Here is a 24,021-nt window from a genome sequence, read left to right on the forward strand (position 1 = left end):
GAACGACACTTAGAATGAAGAACAATAATCCATAACAGACCGGAGGTTCTAACATGAGCGACTTAATTAAACTTGTTAACAACTGGTCTATCACGCAGTTCGTGCATACGTTTGGCGGCTTATTTGAAGAATCACCATGGGTGGCTGAGCGTTCCGGGCTTTTACGACCGTTTGATTCATTTGAACAGATGATGAAAGTGATGAAGAACGTAGTTCAGGCATCGGATGACCAGGTGAAGTTGCAATTGCTTCGAAATCACCCGGATCTTGGAGCGCGAATCAGCATGAGCAGCAATTCCGTTCAGGAACAAGCTGGTGCAGGCCTTGATTCACTCTCACAAGAGCAATACAACGAACTTCAACAATTAAACAAAGCATATACAAGCCAATTCGGCTTTCCATTCATACTGGCTGTAAAAGGCCATACCGCAAGCTCCATCCTCGAATCCATGAGGCAACGTCATCGCCGAGGCAGGGAAGAAGAATTCGAGACTGCCTTGAGGGAAGTATTCAAGATTGCGGGCATTCGCTTGGAGCAGTGGCTCGCACAGATCGGTCATGAACATGAGTTTGTGAGCAAGCCAGCCGCAGTGCAGCAGCGGACCATGTATTACGGCAAAGGAGATGTGTGGATGTACCGTTCCTACGCCAAACCGTTGACGGGCATACAGTCCATTCCGGAATCGCCGTTCATGGGACGCAGCAATATTCTGTTTGGATTAAACATTAAGGTCGCTGTGCAGGGTGATGAATTCTTGCCTTCTTTTGCAGAAGGGGATAATTCGCTGGTGGTCGCAACTGATTCAATGAAAAATTTCATTCTGAAACATGCAGCGGATTATACAGGGGCAACGGTGGAAGGATTTCTTGCGCTGGTAAGCCGTCGTTTCCTGGAGACGTATCCGCAGATGAGCAAGGTTCAGATGACAGCGGACCAGATTCCTTTTGAAGATATACCCATTGGACTAGAAGGAAGTTATCGACCGAGTACGCTCGTATTTCGTTATTCACAGAATGATCGTGCGACAGCTGCCGTGGAAGCAGAACGAACAGGAGACTCGATCGAATTAAGCAACCATTTCAGTGGTGTAGCCGATCTGAGACTGATCAAGGTCAAAGGCAGTGAATTTGCCGGATTTATGCAGGATGAATATACCACTCTTCCAGAGACATGGGATCGACCGTTATTTATTTTCCTGAACATCAATTGGCGTTATGAAGATCCGAAAGATGGCATGGATGATCAGCGTGGACGGTATGTAGCGGCGGAACAGGTCAGAGATTTGGCTGCTGCGGTGTTTCATGAGTGTCGATCCGCTTCCATTCAACATCTGATCTACCAGATTGGACGAAGGTTGTTAAGTCGATTTGAGCAACTGAGTGAGGTTTCATTTGAATCCAACAATCGGACTTGGGAGACAGTGCTGGAGGAAGTGAAAGAGGGAGAAGGCAAAGTATTTACCGAACCGAGACCACCTTATGGATTCCAGGGTTTCTCGATGACAAGGGATGATCTGGGAACAGGCGGCCGTGACGCCGGGAAAGAAGGTGACGTCTAATGTCGATGTCTGATGGCCGAATTACAACACATGTGCTGGATACCTCCAAAGGTGTGCCTGCTGCGGGTGTTCGGATCGAACTGTATACCCTGAAGAGGGATGGAGAACAAGAAAACAAGACAAAAGTAGCTGAGTCGGTGACCAATGCGGATGGGCGTTTGGATGCACCGCTGCTGGATGGAGGCAAGTTGGAGCCAGCGATATATGAGCTTCAATTCCATGTCGAGAGTTATTACGCACATCATTCATTGGAGGAGCTGGGGCAGGCATTATGGACGATTGTTCCGATACGGTTTGCCGTATCTGATGCCTCAAGCCATTACCATATTCCATTATTGATTGCTCCAGGAGGTTACAGTACATACCGGGGAAGCTGAACATGCACATATCCGGTTCTGATTCAGGGGGAGGGTCATCCACATGACAACATTTGATACCATCATCCGGGGGGCCCGGGTGGTGCTGAGAGATCGGGTAGAGCAACTGGATATTGGCATTACGGGTGAGAAAATTACGGAACTATCCACGCGGCTGACCGCTGGTGAAGCGACTTGCATCATAGAAGCTGAGGGTCTGACAGTGATGCCAGGTGTCGTGGACATTCATGTACACTTCAATGAACCCGGACTCGCCAGTTGGGAGGGGTTCCGGTCTGGCTCGGCAGCCCTTGCCGCAGGGGGAATCACGACTTATGTCGATATGCCGCTTAACGGCGTACCACCAACCACAAGGCCGGAAGCATGGGACATGAAAATGAAAGCAGCTACAAACCAATCGTATGTTGATTATGCTTTCTGGGGAGGTTTGGTTCCCGGCAACCGGGATGAACTTGCTCCACTGGCACGGCTGGGGGCTGCGGGATTCAAGGCATTTATGTCCGAGCCGGGTGGAGATGGGGAAGACATCTTTGCCAGAGCTGATGACCATACGCTGCTGGACGGGATGAAAGAACTTGCAACATTAAACCGTGTGCTGGCACTTCATGCAGAGGACGAAGGCATCGTTGCCGAACTTGCTACGAGAAGCATCGCAGAGGGAAAGACGGAACCGATGGATTATATCCGGTCTCGTCCTGTGGAAGCTGAAGTCGTCGCGGTTGCCCGAGCGTTGAAATACGGCGAACAGACCGGGTGTGCGCTGCATTTTGTGCATATCAGCACCCGGGAAGCGCTGGATCTGATTGCAGCAGCCAAACGGCGTGGGCAAGACGTAACTTCGGAGACATGCCCTCATTATCTGACGCTGACCGAGAAGGATGTGGTTCGATTGGGTGCTGTAGCAAAATGCGCTCCACCTCTTCGCAGCTCTTCCGAACAGGAGCAGTTATGGGATGCACTGACTTCAGGATTGATTGATGTTATCGCCTCAGACCATTCTCCTTGCCCACCATCCATGAAACAATCGGATAACTTTTTTGAAATCTGGGGCGGCATATCCGGGGCACAAAGCACACTGCTAATCATGCTGGAGGAAGGACATCTTCAGCGAAATATCGACCTTCCGTTGCTCGGAAGAGTGCTCTCTCTGCAGCCTGCCAGAAGGCTTGGTCTGGAGAATAAAGGGGAGATTGCAATTGGCATGGATGCAGATCTGGTTCTGATTGACTGGGGTAAGAGCACGACCCTGAACACGGAAGATCTGCTCTACACGCATAAACAAAGCCCTTATGTGGGACGTACCTTTAAGTGTCAGATTGCAGACGTATTTTGTCGTGGGCAGCGCGTCTACAACTCGGAATCCGGGTTATCTCCTGTTCCTATCGGGCAACGCATTGCGGCTTATTCTTCTAGTCCCATCGAAGCGGGAACGGAGGAGACGCCATGACGGAGTCTGGAGTATACCGGTCATCCGGTACCAATAACGCACCGCTTCCTTTGCCAAATGTGGAACAGGTGGAGCTGCAAGCCATGCTTGACTGGCTGTCGACATATGGTGCGGATGCACAGGGCGGCGTCACACGGCTGTTGTATGACTCGGCTTGGTGTGAAGCACAAGGTGCCCTTGCTGCCAAAATGCAGGAAAAAGGGCTGTCTCCCGAGTTCGACCAGTCCGGTAATCTGTATGGCACACTGGAGGGCGAGGGTAAGGGATCAGCGACTGGTACTGAAGAATTACCAATCGTGACCGGATCACATATCGATACCGTGGTGTATGGTGGAAAGTATGATGGTGCCTACGGTGTGGTGGCGGGTGTCCTTGCTTTGGAGTATTTGCAGAAGCATTTCGGAGCACCGAAGCGCACACTTCAAGTGGTATCCCTATGTGAGGAAGAGGGGAGTCGATTCCCTTTTGCATATTGGGGCTCACGCAGTATAACAGGAACAACGTCTCTGCAAGATGTAGAGCATTTGAAGGATCAAGACGGCGTCACCTTTGCACAAGCGATCCGCGATGCGGGCTTTGGACCCGATAGTGCATATAGACCGGCCGCAAAAAAATATGGTGCCTTTATTGAGCTTCATATTGAGCAAGGTCAGGTTCTGGAACGTCTTGGACATTCGATTGGCGTTGTATCCGATATTGTAGGTCAGAAGCGGTTCAGTATCACCGTCAGCGGAGAAGCGAATCACGCGGGAACGACACCGATGTCCTGGCGCAAGGATGCATTAGCCGGAGCAGCTGAGATGATTACTGCAGTAAGGGATATTGCATTGCAAGCAGGAGAACCGCTGGTAGCCACGGTTGGGCGAATCACAGCCGATCCGGGTGTGGGGAATGTGGTTGCAGCACGAGCAGTGTTTTCACTGGATATCCGCCATATCCGGCAGGAGAGCATTGATCGCTGCTGGCAGGATATGCTCCAGGTTTTTAGTAAGATCGCAGCCGAGCAGCAGCTCGGACTGGACTGGGAAGAACATCTGTCGGTGACGCCCATTCCTATGAATGCAGAGATGATCTCAGACATCCAAGATACCTGTGAGCAGGAGCAGTTGTCCTATTGGCTAATGCCAAGCGGAGCGGGACATGATTCGCAGATTTTTCAGCCGGCTTGTCCGACAGCCATGATTTTTGTGCCGAGTCAGGACGGTATCAGTCATAATCCACTTGAATATACAGCTGAAGCAGACCTGATGCACGGTTTTCGGGTTCTGGTTCGGCTACTCTATAAATACGGTTACGGGAGTTGAATGCAGATGTCCAGCTATAAAGAGTTATCTCCGTCCTTGCGGACCATTATGACCCCGGGACCGGTTGAAGTTGATCCACGTGTACTCAGAGCATTATCCTTCCCGATCCTGGGGCAGTTTGACCCGGAGTTCACATCCTTGATGAACGAGACGATGGCGATGCTGCGTGAGTTATATATGACAGATAACGAGTGGTGTTATCCGGTCGATGGCACATCCCGTTCAGGCATTGAAGCGGTGTTGGTCAGTCTGATCCAGCCTGGTGACAAAGTTCTGGTTCCGATCTATGGACGATTCGGACATCTGCTGGTTGAAATCTCGGAACGCTGTGGTGCAGAGGTCGTCTTTTTTGAAACGGAATGGGGAACGGTATTTGATCCGGAAGAGGTGATCAAGGCGATCCATGCCCATAAACCGAGTCTGGTTGCGATGGTTCATGGTGAGACTTCCACCGGACAGATGCAGCCCCTTGCCGACATTGGCAAAGCTTGTCGCGACCTTGATATTTTACTCGTCGTCGATGCTGTAGCAACCATTGGCGGGACACCGGTGGAGACGGATGCCTGGTATCTGGATGCGGTGATGGGCGGAACGCAGAAATGCCTGTCCGTTCCTTCAGGGATGGCACCTCTCACGTACAACAGTCGTGTGGAACAGAAGCTGATGAGCCGCAAAACTGTTGAACGTGGACTCCGAGACGCAACCAGTGCGCGGGCAGAAGGCCGCACCATTGCTAGTAATTATTTTGACCTGAGCCAGCTGCAGGATTACTGGAGTACGGCCCGGCTGAATCACCATACAGAAGCCACCTCCATGCTCTACGGTCTTCACGAAGGATTACGTATTCTGCTGCAAGAAGGGTTGGAAGCCAGGTTCCAGAGACATCTGATGAATGAACGTGCGTTGGTCGCCGGAATTCAGGGAATGGGACTACAACTGTACGGGGATATGTCCAGTAAACTTCCGGTGGTTACCTGTATTACGATCCCGGAAGGAATTGATGGTGAGTCGGTGCGCAGCATGTTGCTGAACGACTTCAGCATTGAAATTGCCAGTTCATTCGGACCGTTGAAAGGGCAAATCTGGCGGATCGGTACCATGGGATTCAGCTGCCAACGCAAAAACGTACTTCATGTGCTCGGAGCGCTGGAAGCTGTTCTATTGCGTCATCGACACGTATTACCTGCCGGTGAAGCAGTGCAGGCTGCTTTGGATGTGTATGCAGGGAAGGAGGGTGCCATATGTTAAACCAGATGCCAATCTCCAGAGAAGTCATGGTTACCACTCCTCATTATCTGGCGAGTGCAGTGGGAAGCTCCATCCTCCAGCAGGGCGGGAATGCTTATGATGCTGCTGTTGCGGTCAGTGCAGCACTGGGCGTGGTATATCCGCATATGACCGGACTTGGCGGGGATGCCTTCTTCCTGATTCATGATGGAGCCAGCGGTGAGATTACCGCCTATAACGGAAGTGGCCGCTCAGCCGCAGGCATTCATGCGGATACGTTCAAAGCGATGGGTATGAGTGCGATCCCTCAGCGGGGTGTGCTCAGTGCCATCACGGTTCCGGGAATGGTCGATGCCTGGTGGGAAGTCTGGTCCCGGTACGGTAAGTTAAGCTGGGGGCAACTGCTTGAACCTGCTGCGCAGTATGCGGAAAAAGGATGTCCTGTATCCCGGAATCTCCGCCTGTGGATGGAAAGGGATGAAGATTTCATTATGGGGCATACACCGCTGCGAGCGGTATTTGCCCCTAGGGGTACACTTTTGCAGGAAGGTGAGCTGCTGATCCAGCCTGAACTTGCTGCCTCGATTCGTCTGATTCAGACGGAAGGGCGAGATGCTTTTTATACAGGAGAACTCGCGGATCGTCTGACTTCGGCTATTCGTGAGGATGGGGGCATGCTTGCAGCAGCGGACTTTGCGGGTCATCAGGGAGAATGGGTGAAGCCCGTCAGTACGGGGTATCGTGGGTATGAGGTTCATCAGATGCCGCCCAATTCGCAGGGTTTCTCCATGCTAATGATGTTAAATATGCTCGAGCATATTGATCTGTCCTCGGTTGCACGTACCTCACCGGAATTCTATCATCTGATGGCGGAAGTGGTAAAAAAGGCGTTTCGTGATCGTGACCAATATCTGACGGACCCGGATTTCAGGGACATCCCGCTGGAACATCTGTTATCCAAGGATTACGGAGACCAATTGTGGAATGAGATTCAGTCTGCTCCACCTGTGGCACAGCCGTTTTTGTCCAAAACAATAGGTCAGGACACGGCGTATGCAGCTGTTGTTGATAACGAAGGCAATGCCGTTTCCTTCATTCAAAGCTTATATTTTGACTTTGGTGCAGCCTATGTCCCAGGGGATACGGGTGTTATCATGCAGAACCGGGGGTCGTTTTTCTCCTTGGACCCGAGGGATGCTAACGTTCTGGAACCCAACAAACGCTCATTCCACACGCTCATGCCGGGCCTTGTTACACGAGATGGCAAACCCTATATGCTCGTGGGTACACAGGGGGGAGAAGGCCAGCCGCAGACCCAATTATCGGTGCTTACCGGAGTGCTTGATTACGGGCTGAACATTCAGGAAGCAATCAGCTTGCCGCGTTGGGTGTACGGACGTACATGGGGCGAAGACGGCGATACGATGCGTGTGGAGAACAGATATCATGATGACGTATGTGCAACCCTTGCCCAGTGGGGACATAACGTTGAAGCGAGAGCACCTTGGGACGGTATTATGGGACAGTCGCAAGGCATTGTCATTCGTGAGGACGGCATGATTAGCGGCGCGGCAGACCCTAGAGGTGATGGTATAGCTATTGGATGGTAACAGACAGCGATCGGAAGGTTAATTTGTCATCGGAGTGCAAGTGTAAGTATGTATGAGTTGAACGATATAGACAGATACAGATAGGGGAGATTGGCATGGGAACGATCCTGCTGAAAGGCGCACAGCTTGTGACGATGAATGCAGAGGAAGAAGTGTTCATTGGAGATCTGTTGATCGAGGATAACAAAATCAAGGAGATTGCAACGCACATCGATGTTCAGGCTGATCAGGTCATTGATGCTCGCGGGAAAGTGTTACTGCCTGGCTTCATCCAGACGCATATTCATCTGTGTCAAACCTTGTTCCGTGGACGTGCGGACGATCTGGAACTGATGGATTGGCTCCGTCAACGGATCTGGCCGCTGGAAGCAGCGCATGATGAGGAGTCCGTGTATTATTCAGCAATGCTCGGACTTGGCGAATTGATCTCCAGCGGAACCACGACCATTCTGGATATGGAGACGGTACATCACACGGACTCGGCGTTTCAGGCGATGGCACAGAGCGGCATCCGGGTCATCTCCGGCAAGGTGATGATGGATCATGGAGACGAAGTTCCGGAACCTCTGCGTGAGAATACAGCAACTTCGCTGCAACAGAGTGTGGATCTGCTGGAGAAATGGAACGGATTTGGCGGAGGTCGCATTCAATATGCGTTCTGTCCACGCTTTGTTGTATCGTGTACCGAAGAATTGCTGGTAGAGGTCCGCGACCTGTCCAATAAATATCATGTCAAAGTCCACACCCATGCCTCCGAGAATCGCGGAGAGATTGAACTGGTAGAGCATGAACGTGGAATGCGTAATATCGTATACCTCGATCATATTGGTCTGGCGACCCCAAGATTGGTGCTGGCCCACTGTGTATGGCTGAGCGAGGAAGAGAAAGAGATCATCCGCAAGCGCGGAGTCAAAGTCACTCACTGTCCTGGATCGAATATGAAGCTTTCCTCTGGAGTAGCGGATATTCCGGATCTGCTGAATCGTCAGATCGCAGTTGGGATCGGGGCCGATGGTGCCGCGTGCAACAACAATCTGGATATGTTTCAGGAGATGCGCCTCACAGCGCTGATGCAGAAGATTCCTCATGGCCCTACAGTGATGGATGCCCGGACTGTATTGCGCATGGCTACCATGGGTGGTGCAGAGGTGCTCGGCTTGTCGAAGGAAATCGGCAGTCTGGAAGTGGGCAAAAAGGCAGATATGCTGCTGCTGGATCTCGATGATTTCCACACGTACCCTTCCTATGAGACGGATGTCTATTCACGCGTGGTCTATTCCGCAACACGCAGTTGTGTGGACACCGTAATTATCGATGGCAGCATTGTGCTCAAGAATCGCAAGATTCAGACAATTGATCGTGGTATTGTGCTGCGTGAGTCGGATAAAAGCATTGCGAGATTGATGAAGCGCATCTGATCGAAGGAAACGTATGCAATTCAGAAAGGATGGAGACCGATATGGAAATGCATGATCTGTGTACAATCGCAGCCCGTGAAATGCGCTGTGTGCTCGCAACAGCGATTAAGGTAGAGGGTCATGCTTACCGTAAGCAGGGAGTCTCTATGCTGTTGACCGAGGAAGGCCAAATGCATGGCAGTATCAGTCCGGGATGCCTGGAGAGTGATCTTCAGGCCCGGGTGAACCATGTGCTCGATACCAAGCAGATGGAGTTCGTGGAGTACGACATGCGTCCCGAGGATGATCTGTCCTGGGGGGAGACCATTGGCTGCGGCGGGCTCGTTGTTGTGCTGCTTGAACCTGTATGTGGTGAACTCCGATCTACGTTGCAGAAGATGCATGAGTGTTTGCAATCCGGCGCTGCAACAACGTTAATCCGAACATTTCATGATGATTACACAAGGGTTCAATATGGCTGGAAACGAGTTGAGCCTACGGAAAAGGGGCATCCAGTCTTGCGTCCTTCGCTCGTCCCTCCTCATGATCGCGTGACGAACAATAATCTAACTTCATTGCAGGTTGATGTACAACACAGCAGTGGGAATATCAAGCATGAACATGCCGCATTAACACAATATTCTCGCGATATACCTCGCCTAACGCTTGTGCCTGAAATGGTACCGGCTACGTCAAATGGATCTCACTCTTCCCCTCCGTCCGGTGATTCACAACATATCTCTGAGGCTGATATACCGACTAACGATGCGATTTCAACGAATCCCTGGGATCTCCCGCAGCAACTTACTTCGCAGTACACACCTAAACCTCGCCTGATTATCATCGGAGCCGGAAATGATGTTATTCCTGTTGCCAGACTCGCCCGGTCCGCAGGGTTCCGTGTAGTGGTAGCCGATTGGCGAGAGTCCTTATGCACCTCGGAACGGTTCCCTGGAACCGAACTCGTATTGGGTTTCCCATGTGAGATCATGCCTCTTTTAAACGTAAATAAAGGGGATTATTTGATTTTGATGAGTCACAATTTCCCCCGCGAACGTGAACTGTTAGAGATGTTAGTGGACTGTGAGTACGCGTATCTTGGCATTATGGGTTCCAAAACACGAACAGCCCGTCTGCTGGATGGTTTACCAGCGTTGAAAAATGTACATTCTCCCGTTGGTTTGAGCATCGGAGCAGACGGTCCCGAACAGATCGCCATCAGCATTGCAGCGGAATTGATCGCATGTAAACATAAGGTTTCTGCCTTGAGTACTGAGGTAGGGCAGAAGGGAAGCGTTGCACATGCGAATGACGGGCATCGTTCTGGCAGCAGGTAGGAGTTCTCGCCTTGGTCGGGATAAACTCTCGGTTGTCATGCCAGACGGGAGGTCACTGGCTGCATGGTCACTGGAAGCTGCGCTGGATTCAGATCTGGATCAGGTGATCTGTGTGGTCAAACCGGAAGATTCATTGGCTTGGTTGCCTGTAAAATGGATTGATTCTGCCACGTATGCGTATCATCCCACAGCGCGACTTCGAATTGTAGCCTGTGCTGACTATGCTTGCGGTATGGCCAACTCTCTTCATTCTGGCGTATTGTCGGCCATGGAGTACCAACCGGAGGGCATTCTCATGTTACTGGGTGATCAGCCTTTAGTAAAAGCGCAGGATATTAATCGGGTGACTACCGCACTGGCTACCCACAAGCTGAGTGACTATGTCGCAGCTACCGACGGTAAGGGAGGCAAGCCGCCCGTTGCTTTTCGCTCCCATATGTTCGGTCCTCTGTTGTCTCTGCATGGAGATGAGGGGGCACGCAAGATTATGCGCAGCGCTAACTATTCAGGTGTGCATGTGCCACTGTCTGAGACGAGTTTCTGGGATGCGGATACAGAACCGGAATTGGAACGCATTTTGAATCATGTATATGAATCGGGGCAGGAGACCATATAACAGGAGAAGATTAATGACCATGTATAAATTTATAACATAATGAGGTCAGCCAGGCAGTCTGGTTGGCCTGTTTGTCTTCTTTTTACGTGTGGTGAAAGAAACTTCATGTTAGCTTTCGATAGATGATAATGCATCAAGCACAAATAGAACGCAGGTTTTATACATTTATCCAAAACGATGTGAAGGTAATTGACGTTGCTGCTTAACTCTCATATGATTTGAAGAATTATCTGGATCAGACGGTTGAATGTCCTGCCCATGGAAGAGAGAGAAAGGGGATGCGGCGATGGTGACACCGGCATACGGTTCTGGAGCATTGCCATCCGTATGGCAGCCTGAGAACTTGCAAGAACTGCAAACGTTGAGAACTAGATTCAAGGGAATATGTTGTTTCACAGCAGGTGGAACATTACTGCGAACCCAGTGGGAGGGCGGCTTGGTTCCGGCGCCTGAACACATGATTAGCCTGGCTCGTATTCCTGAAATGAGCGGTATATCGAATCGTGAAGATGAGATCGTCATTGGCGCAATGACCCGTTTAAAGGAATGTGCTTCACAGGCGTTGCTGCATCAACTGCCGATCCTGCAAGAAGCGGTAAATGCAATTGCAGCTCCTTCCATTCGAAATGTGGCAACCATTGGCGGGAATATTGTGTCTGGAGTCGGGGATACCCTGACTGCTTTGCTCGTATATGATGCGAAGTTGCATTGGTTAACGGACAACGGAATTGAAATTCGAAGTGTGTCTTCGTGGCTTCAGGGTGGACCGGATGGCAGCCGTAATCCAGGGGACGTATTAATCTCGATTCATATCCCGATGAGACCGTCCTCTCTGCTTGATGTGGACAGTGGAAACAAGCCTGCTGCACGAGAGGTTTCCTTTTACCGCAAGCTGGGTCGACGGGAGACGTTCAGTGCATCGCTGGTGACGGTTGCGTTATACGGTGAGATTGATTCGGATCATCGCTGGACCAAGATTGCGATTGCGGCTGGTGGAGGCTCAGGCATGGCGATGCGACTTCTGGAGTCGGAACAACAGCTTCTTGGTAGCGAAGCTTCTGTCATGCAAGCGGCGACTCTCGCAACTGCTGTGGCTGATGAATTTACGACTTATGGCGATGCATTTGCAACGGAACATTATCGTCAACAGACCGCAGGCAACCTGCTTGGTGCAGGGCTATGGGAGGCACTTCACAAATAGATCAATGGGATCAAGCAAAGGGGGAGAGGGATTATGCTGCTGAATCGGAAACAGAGCGGGAAACGCTGGCACCTGCGGCCAGATGGGGCACCCAAGGTAACAGGTCAGCTTCAATATCTGACGGATATGACGCTGCCTGACATGATTCATGGCAGAGTATTGCGAAGCGAATATCCTTATGCTCGCATATTGTCTATAGATACTTCGGAAGCTGAGGCGTTGGAAGGTGTCTATGCGGTTCTGACCTCTAAAGATGTGCCTGGTCTGAATCGTTTTGGCATAGCAACCCCGGATCAGCCCGTGTTCTGCGAGGATATTGTCCGTTATGTTGGGGATGCCATTGCAGCGGTTGCTGCGGATTCCCCGGAACGTGCGGCACTTGCACTGGATGCGATTCGTGTAGAGTATGAGGAGCTCACGCCGCTGAATAGCACAGATGCTGCGTTGGCTCCAGACGCACCAGAGCTGCATGAGCATGGTCCAGGTAATGTGCTGTATCGGACGGAGATCAAACGTGGAGACGCCGAGCAAGCCTTTGCCACATGTGATCATATCGTGACAGAGACCTATTATACGCCACGCCAGATGCATGCGTACATGGAGACAGAAGGTGGCTTGTTTGTCCCGGATGAAGAGGGAAGGCTGAATGTATACGCGGCAACGCAACATGGCTATAAAGACCGGATGCAGCTTGCACGCATTATTGGCTGTCCTGAAGAAGATATTCGCGTGGTGTCTTCACCGATTGGTGGTTCATTTGGCGGAAAAGATGAACTTAACGTACAGCCTTATGGTGCACTGCTGGCCTTGAGATGCGGATGTCCTGTGAAAATGCATAATTCACGTAAAGAATCCGTGCGTGCAGGGCTAAAACGGCACCCCATGAAGATTGAAATGCAGACCGGTATGAGTCGAGAAGGTATCATACAAGCGCATCGTGTCCGTATTACAGCAGATACGGGAGCGTATGCCACACTGGGTGCACCCGTGCTGAACTTCTGTACCGAACATTGCCTTGGACCATACGCCATTCCGAATGTGGATGTGGAAGGTGTGTCTGTGTATACGAATAATGGATTGTCGGGTGAGTTTCGCGGATTTGGCGGGAACCAGGCGATTTTTGCCATGGAAGGCCAGATGGATCGGCTTGCAAAAATCATGAACATGGACCCTTGGGAGTTCCGCAGACGCAATATGAGGGAAAAGAATGATCCCGGACCGCTGAATCAACGTATTCTGGTTACGGATGGTCTGTCCCAAGTATGGGAGGCATTGGATCGCTCCGAACTGTGGCAAAAACATCAGCATCCCCCGGCAGATCCTTCTCTGCCGCCCTGGATCAAACGCGGTGTTGGAGCAGCGATTGCCATGCATGGTGCAGGGCTCGGTTATGGCATTCCAGACCCTGCGGGCGGCCGCTTGTCCCTGAATAACGAAGGCAAGATTGAGGTGGCATTCAGCTACGAGGAATTCGGTCAGGGACTCGTTGCAACGCTGGAAATTATGTTATGTGATCTATTCCAGTGCAATACATCCGATCTCAGTATCATTATTGGAGATACGGATCGTGTGCCGCACAGTGGCTCAAGTACGGCTTCACGTTCAACAACGATGGCCTGGATGGCCCTTCAACGTTTGCAGACTCCTTTTCGTTCCCGTGCTCTCGCTGTTGCGTCTGAGTTGTCGGGCATTCCGGCGGATGAACTGGTAACAGGACCTGGGGGGATATGGCGCAAAGGTCAGCTTCCTGCCGAAAGTTCAGAAGTAGAAACAGATGTGCAAGGGACAGGAAAGAGCGAGAAGAAAGTAGCATTGGCGCTGGAAGGCATAATTCAAACGTCTGAAGAAGCAGAAAAACTAGAGAAGGCTGAAAGAATTGAAGTGGCTGAGATCGTTGCTGGAGGGAATGAAAGTGATCAAATTGCTGAAAGTTATTTAGGTGCATCTCAATACCTGGCGAAAGAGGGAGTTTCATCAGGCTTCGTGATCTCGTATGCTGAACTCGCGACGCAGGGCGAAGCCGATGAATGGATTTTCGATACAAAGTTCGATTACCCAACTACGCCGGACAATGTGGTAGGCGGGCATTATTTGTATACGTATGCGGCGGTTGCGGCAGAGGTGGAAGTCAATACGTTGACTGGAGAAACCAAGCTGCTCGATACACGCCATGTCGTAGCGGCAGGTCCAGTTATCAACCCTATGGGCTATATTGGACAGATTGAAGGCGGCAGTGTCATGGCGCTGGGATTCACGTTGACCGAGGATGCGGTCATGCAGGACAGCCGTTATGTAACCACGAACCTTGACACGTATATGATCCCAACCATTCAGGATATTCATACCCAACTGGAGGTTGAAGCGATTGAAGACTTACCCGAAGGTGATGCGTTTGGACCGAGGGGGATCGGTGAGATTGGTTCCGTAGCGCTTGCGCCAGCCATTACTGCCGCAATACATCAGGCGACAGGTGTATGGGTTAACCGTCTTCCTGTACCGAGGGAACAACTGGTCAGACCTTTAAATGTACCTTTGCAGGAAGGAGTGAGCCCATCATGAATAAGCCACTTGAGAATCACTGGACAGCCATTGTGAATGGTGAACATAAACATCTAGAGATTGCGCAAACGACCCGACTTGTCGATGTGCTTCGGACTCATTTGCAACTGACGGGTACCAAAGTATCTTGCGAAGTTGGTCGCTGCGGCTCATGTATGGTTCTGATGGATGGAGAGCCTGTGAATTCCTGTCTTGTCATGGCTTATCAATGTGAAGGCAGTGACATTGTGACCATTGAAGGTCTGCATGGCGAGGAGAAAGGCACCCTGCATCCGATTCAACAAGCTTTTGTGGAGGAAGGAGGCTTCCAGTGCGGCTACTGTACTCCGGGCATGGTGATCTCAACCAAGGCATTACTGGATGCACATCCAGAGCCATCTCAAGAACAGATTGAGTCGGGGTTGTGCGGGAATCTGTGTCGTTGTACCGGCTATGGTGGCATTATTCGGGCGGTACGCAAGGCAGGGGAACGCTGTGCGATAAAGGAAACGTCTGCCGAAGAAACCGTTAGTTGAGTTGATGCGTAGGACGTATGCGTAGGCATAAAAACAAAAACAAGGAGAATTGAAAAATCATTCTTTGAAAGAGCATTCGATCCAGGAATGCTTTTTTACTTTTGTTTTATTTTTTTGGTTTTCTGCCAAGTACAATCATATAATGGGAGATGAGGTTTACGCCCGATTCTGGTTAGATAATGAACCGTTTTCGATTGTCATCAATATTGGTGAAATAATAGGAATATGGCATTCAAAGTACTGGTACAAAGGAATTTCAAATGTTTGCTTTAACCATATATTTACAAATATTGATGGGCGTGATATGTTTAAAATGAAAGCGCCATCATGAATGGGTTCATTGACATTTCATTATTATATTTTACATGGGAAGGAAGATGGAATGGATGAAAAATTTGCTCAAAAAGGCAACCGCAATGATGCTGGCATTGGCCTTGCTGCTTGGATTAATGACAGCGCCCGTTCATGCAGACACCCCACTGTTCACCATCGAAAGCGAAGATGCACAGCTCACCCCGGATCTTCAAGTGGTCACTTCGATCTATGGACAACCCAAGCCCGGATTCTCAGGGGCTGGCTTTGTCTGGATGCAGAACTCTGGCACATTAACCTTCACCGTTACTGTCCCGGAAACCGGCATGTACGCAATCTCCACACGATATATGCAGGAGCTCAGTGCGGATGGAAGGTCTCAAAATCTAATCGTAAATGGTGTTACAAAAGGTGCGTACATGCTGCCGTACACGACTACATGGTCAGACTTCGATTTTGGCTTTCACAAGCTGAACCAGGGTAGCAATACGATTGAGCTGAAGGCTGGCTGGGGCTTCGCGTATTTTGATACTTTTACCGTGGATTATGCGGATCTGGACCCCCTGAATGTACAGCCTATTCTAAGTGATCCTGAGGCCACACCGGAAACGCAGATTTTGATGAACTATTTAACGGAGGTATATGGTAACCATATTATTTCTGGACAGCAAGAAATCTACGGAGGAGGGAATGACGGAGATTCAGAACTTGAATTCGAATGGATTCATGATCTGACCGGAAAGTATCCGGCTATTCGCGGCTTTGATCTGATGAATTACAATCCGCTGTATGGTTGGGAGGACGGTACAACCGATCGCATGATTGATTGGGTGAATAATCGTGAAGGTATTGCAACAGCTTCCTGGCATATCAATGTACCCCGCAATTTCAATACGTATGAACTAGGGGACTTTGTTGATTGGAAAGAAGCAACGTATAAGCCAACCGAAACGAATTTTAATACAGCGAATGCGGTCATTCCTGGTACTAAAGAGTATCAATACGTGATGATGACCATTGAGGATCTGGCAGAACAACTGCTGATTTTGCAGGACAACAACGTGCCGGTTTTGTTCCGTCCGTATCATGAAGCGGAGGGCAACGGCGGACTGAACGGGGAAGGCGCATGGTTCTGGTGGGCTTCAGCAGGCGCAGACGTGTACAAAGAGCTGTGGGATATGCTCTATACCGAACTTACGGAGACGTATGGCTTGCACAATCTGATCTGGACGTACAACAGCTATGTATATAGTACTTCTCCGGCCTGGTATCCGGGTGATGATCAGGTGGATCTCGTCGGATACGACAAATACAATACGATCTACAACCGTGATGACGGTTTGTCGGGCGTGCCCAATGAGGATGCGATTACCTCGATTTTCTATAAGCTTGTTGAGTTGACAGGTGGTACGAAAATGGTAGCGATGACGGAGAATGACACGATTCCAAGCGTGAAAAATCTGACAGAGGAGAAATCAGGATGGCTGTACTTCTGTCCTTGGTATGGCGAGCATCTGATGAGTTCTGCATTTAATTACCCGGCAACACTGAAAACGCTTTATCAAAGTGATTATGTCATTACGTTGGATGAGCTGCCGAATTTAAAGGTTAACAGTCCTAACCCCAGCGCATCCATTACACCTGCAAACGTCGAATTTGACAAATATGCACCCAATCAAGCCGACAAAGCCGTAACGGTGAATGCAAATGGTAATACGCTGACCGCTCTTCGGGCCGGCAACCATGTGTTGACCGTAAATACGGACTATACCCTGAGCGGAAGTACGCTGCTGCTGAAAAAAGCTTATCTGGCGACACTACCCGTTGGCGAGCATTCGATTGTTCTGGATTTTATTCAAGGCCAGGACCCTGTGTTAAAAGTCAAAATCGTGGATTCAACACCGAGTACCGATGCTGTGATTTCACCTGTGAATGCAACATTCGATAAAGCGACGAATTACGCGCAAGATATGAATGTGTCTCTCACCTTGAATGGCCGTCAGCTTACAAGCATCACGAAGGGGAATGTGACGCTTGTAGCGGGTCAGGATTATACGGCATCCGGCGCTGCTGTTGTGTTGAACAAATCCTATCTTGCCACGCTGCCGCTGGGCCAAAACGTATTGACCTTTCACTTCAATGGAGGAAATAACGCTGTATTAACAGTGAACGTAGTAGACAGTACAGTTACTGTGCCTGCCGGAGATATGACAATTCAAGCGTTTAACGGCAATACAAGTGCATCCACCAACGGAATATCACCCAAATTCAAATTGATCAACTCTGGTGATTCGACCATTCCGTTGAGTGAGGTCAAACTTCGGTATTACTATACGATTGACGGGGAAGAAGCTCAGACGTTCTGGTCGGATTGGGCCAGTATGGGCAGTGCGAATGTAACCAGCCAATTCGTTAAACTGGAGACGCCAGTTGCCGGGGCAGATTATTATCTTGAAGTGGGCTTTACAAGTGCAGCGGGAACATTGAATGCAGGGCAGAGCGCAGAGGTTCAAGCTCGCTTCTCCAAAAACAATTGGACGAATTACACCCAGACTAATGATTACTCGTTCAAGGCATCTGGCAGTCAGTTTGCAAACCATGATAAGGTTACAGGGTATGTGAATGGTCAGCTGGTATGGGGAATTGAGCCGTAAGGAAGAGAGAACATTGAGGGGCTGGATCAGGGGGTTAACCTCTGATCCAGCCTTTTATGATGTAGACGGTGTACATTCGTTAGACGGAATGTTCTTTTTCGCGCTCAGTACGTGATGATATATCCAAGTCTGTTAATAGGCGATCTATGATCTTATTCGTATGGCCCATGATGAACTGAAGAAGCAGACCTGCGCAACATACAGTTAATAATGTACCAAGCCCGATCGGTCCGCCAAAAAGGAATGCCAGCATCAAAAATACAAAGTAAATCAATGTTCTCGATACAAATAAGGGCGTTCGCGTGATTTCGTGCAGAATTAAGGTTAAGCGGTCAATTGGAATGGGTGCGAAATTGGTCTGTAAATAGATGGCCGTGCCGATACTTATGATCACTAATCCAATGACAAAAGTCATTAGTTTGCTGTACCAAACTTCGGGCGTGATTAAAGATTCAGATACATATAGCCATAGATCAATCCCCACACCAGTAATGAATGCGGTGACGAGCCCCAGAAACTCGGGTTTTTGCTGCTTCAAAAGCGAATTGCATCCAATTAATAAGAGTGCAATGATGACCTCCCAGCTTCCTACACTTAGCCCTACATGTTGGGAAAGCCCCACCAGAAGTGCATCAAACGGTGAGGTGCCCAGTTCAGATTGGATGGTAAGGGAAATGCCAAGCGTCAAGATGAGAATACCTGCGACAAAAATGACATATTTCAATTCATTCAACCTCTTTTTGAGATTTTTTTGTTGCAAATACAACAAAAATAAGATAAATTCAATGTAATCCTTTTTTATTGCATTTGCAACAAATGATTCATGATTAACTTGTTAAAGGAATGTGAACCTAAATGACGATTCGTATAGACATATGTACCATTGAACATGTATGTGAACTGCAGGAGATTAGTTATGAGACGTTTAATGAAACGTTTGAAGCGCAAAATTCATCCGAAAATATAAATGCTTATCTGGAAAAGGCGTTTAATCGGGAACAATTAGAAACGGAACTGTCCATGGCGGATTCGCAATTTCTTTTTATTTATATCAACCATGAACTTGCAGGGTATATGAAAGTAAATATCAATGATGCGCAATCTGAGAAGATGGGCGTTGAATCCCTTGAGATTGAGCGGGTATATATCAGAAAAGAGTTCCAAAAGCATGGCCTTGGTAAAGTATTGCTCCATAAAGCCATAGAGATGGCAACAGAACATCACAAAACGAGTATCTGGTTAGGGGTGTGGGAGAAAAACGAAAATGCCATCGCCTTTTATGAAAAGATGGGGTTTGTACAGACTGGAGCTCATGCTTTTTACATGGGAGATGATGAACAAATTGATTTGATAATGACCAAAACGATACTGTAACTGGTTCATTGAGGGGAAAGCTTGGGAGAAAAAATGCTAATTAAGCAGAATTCTTTCGGGCTTTTTTATGTTTTGCCAGAACCGTTGAATAATAAAATGTAGAAATGGACGAGAAACATTTCATAATAAATATTATGTAAACTTATTATTTTCGATGACCATTATAAGCTGCATCTATGGCATTAGTAAAAGTTAAAGTCCTGATTAATACATAATTGGCAGTATTGTTTAGCTCAATATCCCTCAAGGGAGCAGGCTGGTCTCAAGGTATGTTATTACAATGTATTAGTTTATTTCTGCGTTTGGACAGCCAGTTGAAAATCGTTTTCGTTTGTCGTCTAATAGATCGTGTTACGTTCTTAATAATCACTATATTAGTTGTACATACACTATGTTAAAAGAACTTCTTGCGCATGAAAAGGGCGTGCTAATTCATCATGTTAAACTATTTGGTTTTAGACGCGGAAAATGGAAAATAAAATTAATATTTTAAGTGAAAATCAGGCGAATAAGGCTCTTGAAACGAGCCAAAAAAAGGACTGAAATCAATCAAAATATTAATTGGATAAATAAGGGATAAATCGTTCGAAAGGCGCTGCTGCGCCGATTACAGATCAATTTCATATAGATTTGCGATGGATTTAGTGGCGCTTTCACGATATGCTTTTGGAAATTGGAAAGGAAGTGGGAAAAATGGAACGCGAACTGGCGTTGGAAATTGTCAGAGTAACAGAATTGGCTGCGTTAGCTTCAGCACCCTGGATGGGACGAGGTGACAAGAACAGTGCAGATGAAGCGGCTACTTTGGCCATGCGCGCCATGTTCGATTCCGTGTCTATTCGCGGCACGGTGGTAATCGGTGAAGGAGAAATGGATGAAGCACCCATGTTGTACATCGGCGAGGAAGTGGGCAACGCTGAGGGGCCTGAGGTTGACGTGGCTGTAGACCCGCTCGAAGGTACAGAAATCGTGGCCAAAGGACTAAACAACGCTCTATCGGTTATTGCAGTGGCGGGAAAAGGTAACCTGCTCCACGCACCGGACATGTATATGGAGAAATTGGCGGTAGGACCTGCACTTGTAGGCAAGGTCAGCATTGAAGATCCGGTTGAAGTCACACTGGAGAAAGCCGCTACCGCATTGAACAAAAACATCTCGGATCTAACGGTGATGATTCTGGATCGTGTGCGCCATGAGAGCACAATTAAAACCCTGCGCAAGGTAGGCGTGCGGATCAAGTTCCTCAGTGACGGTGATGTGGCGGGTGCAATGGCACCAGCCTTCCCGGAGGCAGGCATTGATCTGTATGTCGGTTCTGGAGGAGCGCCAGAAGGAGTGCTGGCAGCCGCAGCGTTATCTTGCCTTGGGGGCGAGATTCAAGGTCGCCTGATGCCTGCCAACGCCGACGAATTCCAGCGCTGCCTGCAGATGGGGATTGATAATCCATACAAAGTGTTAACGATGCAGGATATGATCGGTACGGAGGACGTCATTTTTGCCGCAACGGGAGTGACGCCAGGTGAGATTCTGGGAGGGGTACGGTATCTTGCAGATGATCGCGCCGAGACGGATTCGATTGTCATGCGTGCCAAAACCAAAACCATTCGTTTTATTCGTTCCCAACACTTCTTACCTAACAAAGAAGTGCTGCACAAGGTAAGACAGCTCCAATCCACGCCAGAACCATCGGACCGCATTCCGAATCTTGTGAAAACGATGGAGCAGGCTGAGTTTAGTCAATCCTCCGTTGATCATGGCGTTACAACCACGTTGTGAGCTGGACTCTCCATAATTGAACAAATAGGATCAACTGAAATCGTTGTATTGAGTGTTGATAAGTAACTTGAACCCCTAAGATTACAGGTGCTTGAATCATTGAAAGTACCATCTCTGGTAAGATAATAATGAGGGCTTGGATTAATCCACAGCCCTCATTATTTTTTGTGTTAAAAGCATTGACAACGGTTACATGGCATGAGAAAATGTACGCGCGTACATAAATATCGATTTTTAACCATTGTATGATGAGTTATATAAGTTGAACTAATCATTTACACGATAACGGAGAGGACAGAAAAAAACTGGAAAAGCGAAGCGTTCGCCTTTATCCCCGGATTTTCCCTTTATAAAAGGGAATCAAAAAAATCTGGGGATAACAGCGATTGGAAGGTTATTCTGTCATCGTAGTGTCAGTGTAAATAATCGTTAGTTCAACTTATATAAAAGGGGGTGAAATCCATGGCATCTCGTAAAGAAGTGGCTGATCTTGCGGGTGTTTCCGAGGCAACGGTCTCCCGGGTGCTTAATGGGGTAGGTCCTATTAAAGAAGAGACACGCCGCAAGGTTCTTGAAGCTTCCGAACAGTTAGGCTATGTGCCCAGCGCTCTTGCTCGCAGTTTTGCCAGAAGTAAAAGCGGGAACCTTGGCGTGGTATTACCTTATGTTCCGAAGGCGCATCTGTTCTCGGCGTATTTTTTCTCGGAAATGCTGAGTGGGATTGGAAGCAAAGCCAGAGACCATGGCATGGATCTGCTGGTTATGTTCCGGACCCCCGGTGAAGTGATGAATTATACGGATCTGTTCCGGCGTCAGAAAGTGGACGCTTGCATTATCCTTGGTGCCAGAGATGAACATGAAGAACTGGCAGCCATGCAGCAGCTTCACCAGGAAGGACACCCATTCTGTGTCATGAATCAGCATTTTGAGGGCCAATCATTCACGGAAGTGGATGCGGATCATGTGGAAGGAAGCAGGCTTGCCATACGTCATCTTACGGATCAGGGGTATCGTCAAATCGCTTTTCTCAATGGTCCGGACAGCTATTCAAACAGCCAGGAGCGAATGGAAGGTGTCCGTCTTGGCCTGCAAGAAGCAGGTATGGAGCTGGACCCAAGTCTGTTGCTTGAGGGGAATTATAGCAGACGAAGTGGCATTGAGGCGGCAGCGATTGTAGCAGATCGCCTACATGAGATTGATGCTGTATTTGCGGCCAATGACCGGATGGCCATTGGGGTCATGCATGGTTTGCGTGAGCGGGGAATAGGGCCTGCGGATTTTCCGGCATTTGTGGGTTATGACGACTCCGATGCCGCCGAGATGGCGGTTCCGCCGCTGAGCAGCGTCAGGGTTCCATTTTTTGAGATGGGTGAACTTGCAGCATCGAAGCTTTTGCATAGCTCTGTTGGTGACACACATAATGCGAATAACTCTGTTGTAGCGGTAACCGAATCAGCGAGAGCGTTGTTGCCTACCGAACTGATCATCCGTGCTTCTTCTATCCGTCAATAGTTTATTGGTACACATATTGAAAGACTTTTTAATATTCCAAAGGAGGAAATGACCATGTCAAATCGTCTTCGTGTCGGAATGGTTGGATACAAATTTATGGGGAAGGCCCACAGTAATGCCTATCGCAGTCTGCCGATGTTTTTCCCGTCTGCTCCGCTGCAGCCTGAGATGTCTGTGATCTGTGGACGTAACGAGCAGGGAGTGCAGGAGGCAGCGAATCAGTTCGGCTGGTCCGAAAGTGTAACGGATTGGCGCGAACTGGTGAAGCGGGATGATATCGATCTGATTGATATTAACGCGCCAAGTGATGCCCATAAGGAAATTGCGTTGGAAGCAGCCCGTCAGGGCAAGCACCTTTTTTGTGAGAAACCACTGGCTCTGTCCCTCGCGGATTCGCGTGAGATGCTTCAGGCCGCAGAGGATGCTGGAGTCGCACATATGGTCGGGTTCAACTATCGTTTCTCACCAGCGGTACAATTAGCGAAAGATCTGGTGGAGAGCGGACGACTGGGTAAAATCTATCATTTCCGTGCGTTTTTCCTTCAGGACTGGATCATGGATCCTTCGTTCCCGCTGGTATGGCGTTTGCAAAAAGAAGTGGCAGGCTCCGGTTCCCATGGGGATCTGGGTGCACACTTAATCGATCTGGCTCGTTTCCTCGTTGGTGAATTCCAGGAAGTTATCGGTATGAGCGAAACATTCATCAAAGAACGACCGCTCGCAGCCGAGATGACAGGACTGAGCGCTAAGGGCAGTTCGAATGCGGATGCACCGAAAGGAGAAGTGACCGTTGACGACGCGACGCTGTTCCTGGCACGATTCGCAGGAGGTGCATTGGGCAGCTTTGAAGCAACACGCTTTGCAGCGGGACATCGCAGTACGAACTCGTTTGAGATTAATGGCAGTCTCGGCAGTGTACGCTTTGATTTTGAACGGATGAATGAACTGGAAGTGTATTTTACCAAGGATGAAGAGGACGTACAGGGATTCCGCCGTGTACTGGCAACTGATCCTGCACACAAATATGCCGAAGCCTGGTGGCCTGCCGGACATACGATTGGATTCGAGCACACGTTCACACATGAGATGCTGGAGCTGGTGACAGCGATCTCTGAAGGACGACAACCATCACCGAGTTTCCACGATGGGGTCGCTTGTCAGGCTGTACTGGAAGCGGTGGAACGTTCGGTGACGGAGCGGCGCTGGGTGACGCTTGAAGAAATGTAAGCAAAGATGGACAGCGA

The 24,021-nt window shown here is 49.1% G+C and carries 18 protein-coding genes; 17 read left to right on the plus strand and 1 reads right to left on the minus strand.

All coding sequences use genetic code 11. The features are described from left to right. The first annotated feature begins 53 nt into the window (after positions 1-53). From pucL to ACX9NY_RS06600, 13 genes are all read left to right on the plus strand, one after another. Positions 54-1,559, plus strand: coding sequence for a factor-independent urate hydroxylase (pucL, locus tag ACX9NY_RS06540; RefSeq protein WP_472477672.1), 1,506 nt, complete (start codon positions 54-56; stop codon positions 1,557-1,559). Further along, a complete protein-coding gene (gene uraH / locus ACX9NY_RS06545) occupies positions 1,559-1,936 on the plus strand; it encodes a hydroxyisourate hydrolase (protein WP_472477674.1) in 378 nt (125 codons plus the stop codon). The genes pucL and uraH overlap by 1 nt, the downstream gene beginning before the upstream one ends. Positions 1,937-1,979: 43 nt before the next feature. Continuing rightward, entirely contained in the window at positions 1,980-3,383 is a 1,404-nt protein-coding gene (allB, locus tag ACX9NY_RS06550; protein ID WP_342570230.1) for an allantoinase AllB, read from the plus strand. Continuing rightward, complete coding sequence (locus ACX9NY_RS06555; protein WP_339234312.1) at positions 3,380-4,687, plus strand: M20 family metallo-hydrolase; 1,308 nt, start codon at positions 3,380-3,382, stop codon at positions 4,685-4,687. The genes allB and ACX9NY_RS06555 overlap by 4 nt, the downstream gene beginning before the upstream one ends. A 6-nt stretch (positions 4,688-4,693) precedes the next feature. Further along, positions 4,694-5,935: a pyridoxal-phosphate-dependent aminotransferase family protein gene (locus ACX9NY_RS06560; RefSeq protein WP_472477677.1), complete on the plus strand. Its 1,242-nt coding sequence runs from the start codon at positions 4,694-4,696 to the stop codon at positions 5,933-5,935. After that, positions 5,929-7,524: a gamma-glutamyltransferase gene (gene ggt / locus ACX9NY_RS06565; RefSeq protein WP_472477679.1), complete on the plus strand. Its 1,596-nt coding sequence runs from the start codon at positions 5,929-5,931 to the stop codon at positions 7,522-7,524. Before ACX9NY_RS06560 ends, ggt begins: the two co-directional genes overlap by 7 nt. A gap of 95 nt (positions 7,525-7,619) precedes the next feature. Further along, on the plus strand, positions 7,620-8,942 hold the full coding sequence (locus ACX9NY_RS06570; RefSeq protein WP_210108409.1) for a 5'-deoxyadenosine deaminase: 1,323 nt from the start codon (positions 7,620-7,622) through the stop codon (positions 8,940-8,942). Positions 8,943-8,983: 41 nt separating this feature from the next. Next, the gene (locus tag ACX9NY_RS06575; protein WP_472477681.1) at positions 8,984-10,258 is read left to right on the plus strand and encodes an XdhC family protein; all 1,275 of its coding nucleotides are present in this window, start codon (positions 8,984-8,986) and stop codon (positions 10,256-10,258) included. Next, positions 10,224-10,874: a nucleotidyltransferase family protein gene (locus ACX9NY_RS06580; RefSeq protein WP_472477683.1), complete on the plus strand. Its 651-nt coding sequence runs from the start codon at positions 10,224-10,226 to the stop codon at positions 10,872-10,874. Before ACX9NY_RS06575 ends, ACX9NY_RS06580 begins: the two co-directional genes overlap by 35 nt. A gap of 286 nt (positions 10,875-11,160) precedes the next feature. Further along, entirely contained in the window at positions 11,161-12,075 is a 915-nt protein-coding gene (locus tag ACX9NY_RS06585; RefSeq protein ID WP_472477685.1) for an FAD binding domain-containing protein, read from the plus strand. A 33-nt stretch (positions 12,076-12,108) separates the two neighbouring features. Next, complete coding sequence (locus ACX9NY_RS06590) at positions 12,109-14,634, plus strand: molybdopterin cofactor-binding domain-containing protein (RefSeq protein ID WP_472477687.1); 2,526 nt, start codon at positions 12,109-12,111, stop codon at positions 14,632-14,634. Next, entirely contained in the window at positions 14,631-15,149 is a 519-nt protein-coding gene (locus ACX9NY_RS06595) for a (2Fe-2S)-binding protein (protein ID WP_339255723.1), read from the plus strand. Before ACX9NY_RS06590 ends, ACX9NY_RS06595 begins: the two co-directional genes overlap by 4 nt. 386 nt (positions 15,150-15,535) lie before the next feature. Then, positions 15,536-18,115, plus strand: coding sequence for a X2-like carbohydrate binding domain-containing protein (locus tag ACX9NY_RS06600; protein WP_472477689.1), 2,580 nt, complete (start codon positions 15,536-15,538; stop codon positions 18,113-18,115). Positions 18,116-18,194: 79 nt separating this feature from the next. Here ACX9NY_RS06600 and ACX9NY_RS06605 read toward each other — a convergent pair whose 3' ends face one another. Then, complete coding sequence (locus tag ACX9NY_RS06605; RefSeq protein WP_472477691.1) at positions 18,195-18,839, minus strand: YczE/YyaS/YitT family protein; 645 nt, start codon at positions 18,837-18,839, stop codon at positions 18,195-18,197. Positions 18,840-18,970: 131 nt separating this feature from the next. Here ACX9NY_RS06605 and paiA point away from each other — a divergent pair, with 131 nt between their 5' ends. The 4 genes from paiA (at position 18,971) to ACX9NY_RS06625 (ending at position 24,004) form a co-directional block, all read left to right on the plus strand. Further along, complete coding sequence (gene paiA / locus ACX9NY_RS06610; protein WP_339255718.1) at positions 18,971-19,489, plus strand: spermidine/spermine N(1)-acetyltransferase; 519 nt, start codon at positions 18,971-18,973, stop codon at positions 19,487-19,489. Positions 19,490-20,182: 693 nt separating this feature from the next. Beyond that, positions 20,183-21,265: a class II fructose-bisphosphatase gene (glpX, locus tag ACX9NY_RS06615; protein WP_339255716.1), complete on the plus strand. Its 1,083-nt coding sequence runs from the start codon at positions 20,183-20,185 to the stop codon at positions 21,263-21,265. 462 nt (positions 21,266-21,727) lie between these two features. Then, positions 21,728-22,777: a LacI family DNA-binding transcriptional regulator gene (locus ACX9NY_RS06620; RefSeq protein ID WP_472477694.1), complete on the plus strand. Its 1,050-nt coding sequence runs from the start codon at positions 21,728-21,730 to the stop codon at positions 22,775-22,777. Positions 22,778-22,831: 54 nt separating this feature from the next. After that, on the plus strand, positions 22,832-24,004 hold the full coding sequence (locus tag ACX9NY_RS06625) for a Gfo/Idh/MocA family protein (RefSeq protein WP_036613779.1): 1,173 nt from the start codon (positions 22,832-22,834) through the stop codon (positions 24,002-24,004). The last annotated feature ends 17 nt before the right edge of the window (positions 24,005-24,021 follow it).

Source organism: Paenibacillus sp. CB74 (assembly GCF_055687625.1).

Bases quoted from the DNA above. Each gene is read 5' to 3' on its own strand.
- ACX9NY_RS06620 (WP_472477694.1), top strand. From the start codon at position 21,728: ATGGCATCTCGTAAAGAAGTGGCTGATCTTGCGGGTGTTTCCGAGGCA.
- ACX9NY_RS06590 (WP_472477687.1), top strand. From the start codon at position 12,109: ATGCTGCTGAATCGGAAACAGAGCGGGAAACGCTGGCACCTGCGGCCA.
- pucL (WP_472477672.1), top strand. From the start codon at position 54: ATGAGCGACTTAATTAAACTTGTTAACAACTGGTCTATCACGCAGTTC.
- ggt (WP_472477679.1), top strand. From the start codon at position 5,929: ATGTTAAACCAGATGCCAATCTCCAGAGAAGTCATGGTTACCACTCCT.
- ACX9NY_RS06555 (WP_339234312.1), top strand. From the start codon at position 3,380: ATGACGGAGTCTGGAGTATACCGGTCATCCGGTACCAATAACGCACCG.
- ACX9NY_RS06570 (WP_210108409.1), top strand. From the start codon at position 7,620: ATGGGAACGATCCTGCTGAAAGGCGCACAGCTTGTGACGATGAATGCA.
- allB (WP_342570230.1), top strand. From the start codon at position 1,980: ATGACAACATTTGATACCATCATCCGGGGGGCCCGGGTGGTGCTGAGA.
- ACX9NY_RS06595 (WP_339255723.1), top strand. From the start codon at position 14,631: ATGAATAAGCCACTTGAGAATCACTGGACAGCCATTGTGAATGGTGAA.
- uraH (WP_472477674.1), top strand. From the start codon at position 1,559: ATGTCGATGTCTGATGGCCGAATTACAACACATGTGCTGGATACCTCC.
- glpX (WP_339255716.1), top strand. From the start codon at position 20,183: ATGGAACGCGAACTGGCGTTGGAAATTGTCAGAGTAACAGAATTGGCT.
- ACX9NY_RS06585 (WP_472477685.1), top strand. From the start codon at position 11,161: ATGGTGACACCGGCATACGGTTCTGGAGCATTGCCATCCGTATGGCAG.
- ACX9NY_RS06560 (WP_472477677.1), top strand. From the start codon at position 4,694: ATGTCCAGCTATAAAGAGTTATCTCCGTCCTTGCGGACCATTATGACC.
- paiA (WP_339255718.1), top strand. From the start codon at position 18,971: ATGACGATTCGTATAGACATATGTACCATTGAACATGTATGTGAACTG.
- ACX9NY_RS06580 (WP_472477683.1), top strand. From the start codon at position 10,224: ATGCGAATGACGGGCATCGTTCTGGCAGCAGGTAGGAGTTCTCGCCTT.
- ACX9NY_RS06575 (WP_472477681.1), top strand. From the start codon at position 8,984: ATGGAAATGCATGATCTGTGTACAATCGCAGCCCGTGAAATGCGCTGT.
- ACX9NY_RS06625 (WP_036613779.1), top strand. From the start codon at position 22,832: ATGTCAAATCGTCTTCGTGTCGGAATGGTTGGATACAAATTTATGGGG.
- ACX9NY_RS06600 (WP_472477689.1), top strand. From the start codon at position 15,536: ATGAAAAATTTGCTCAAAAAGGCAACCGCAATGATGCTGGCATTGGCC.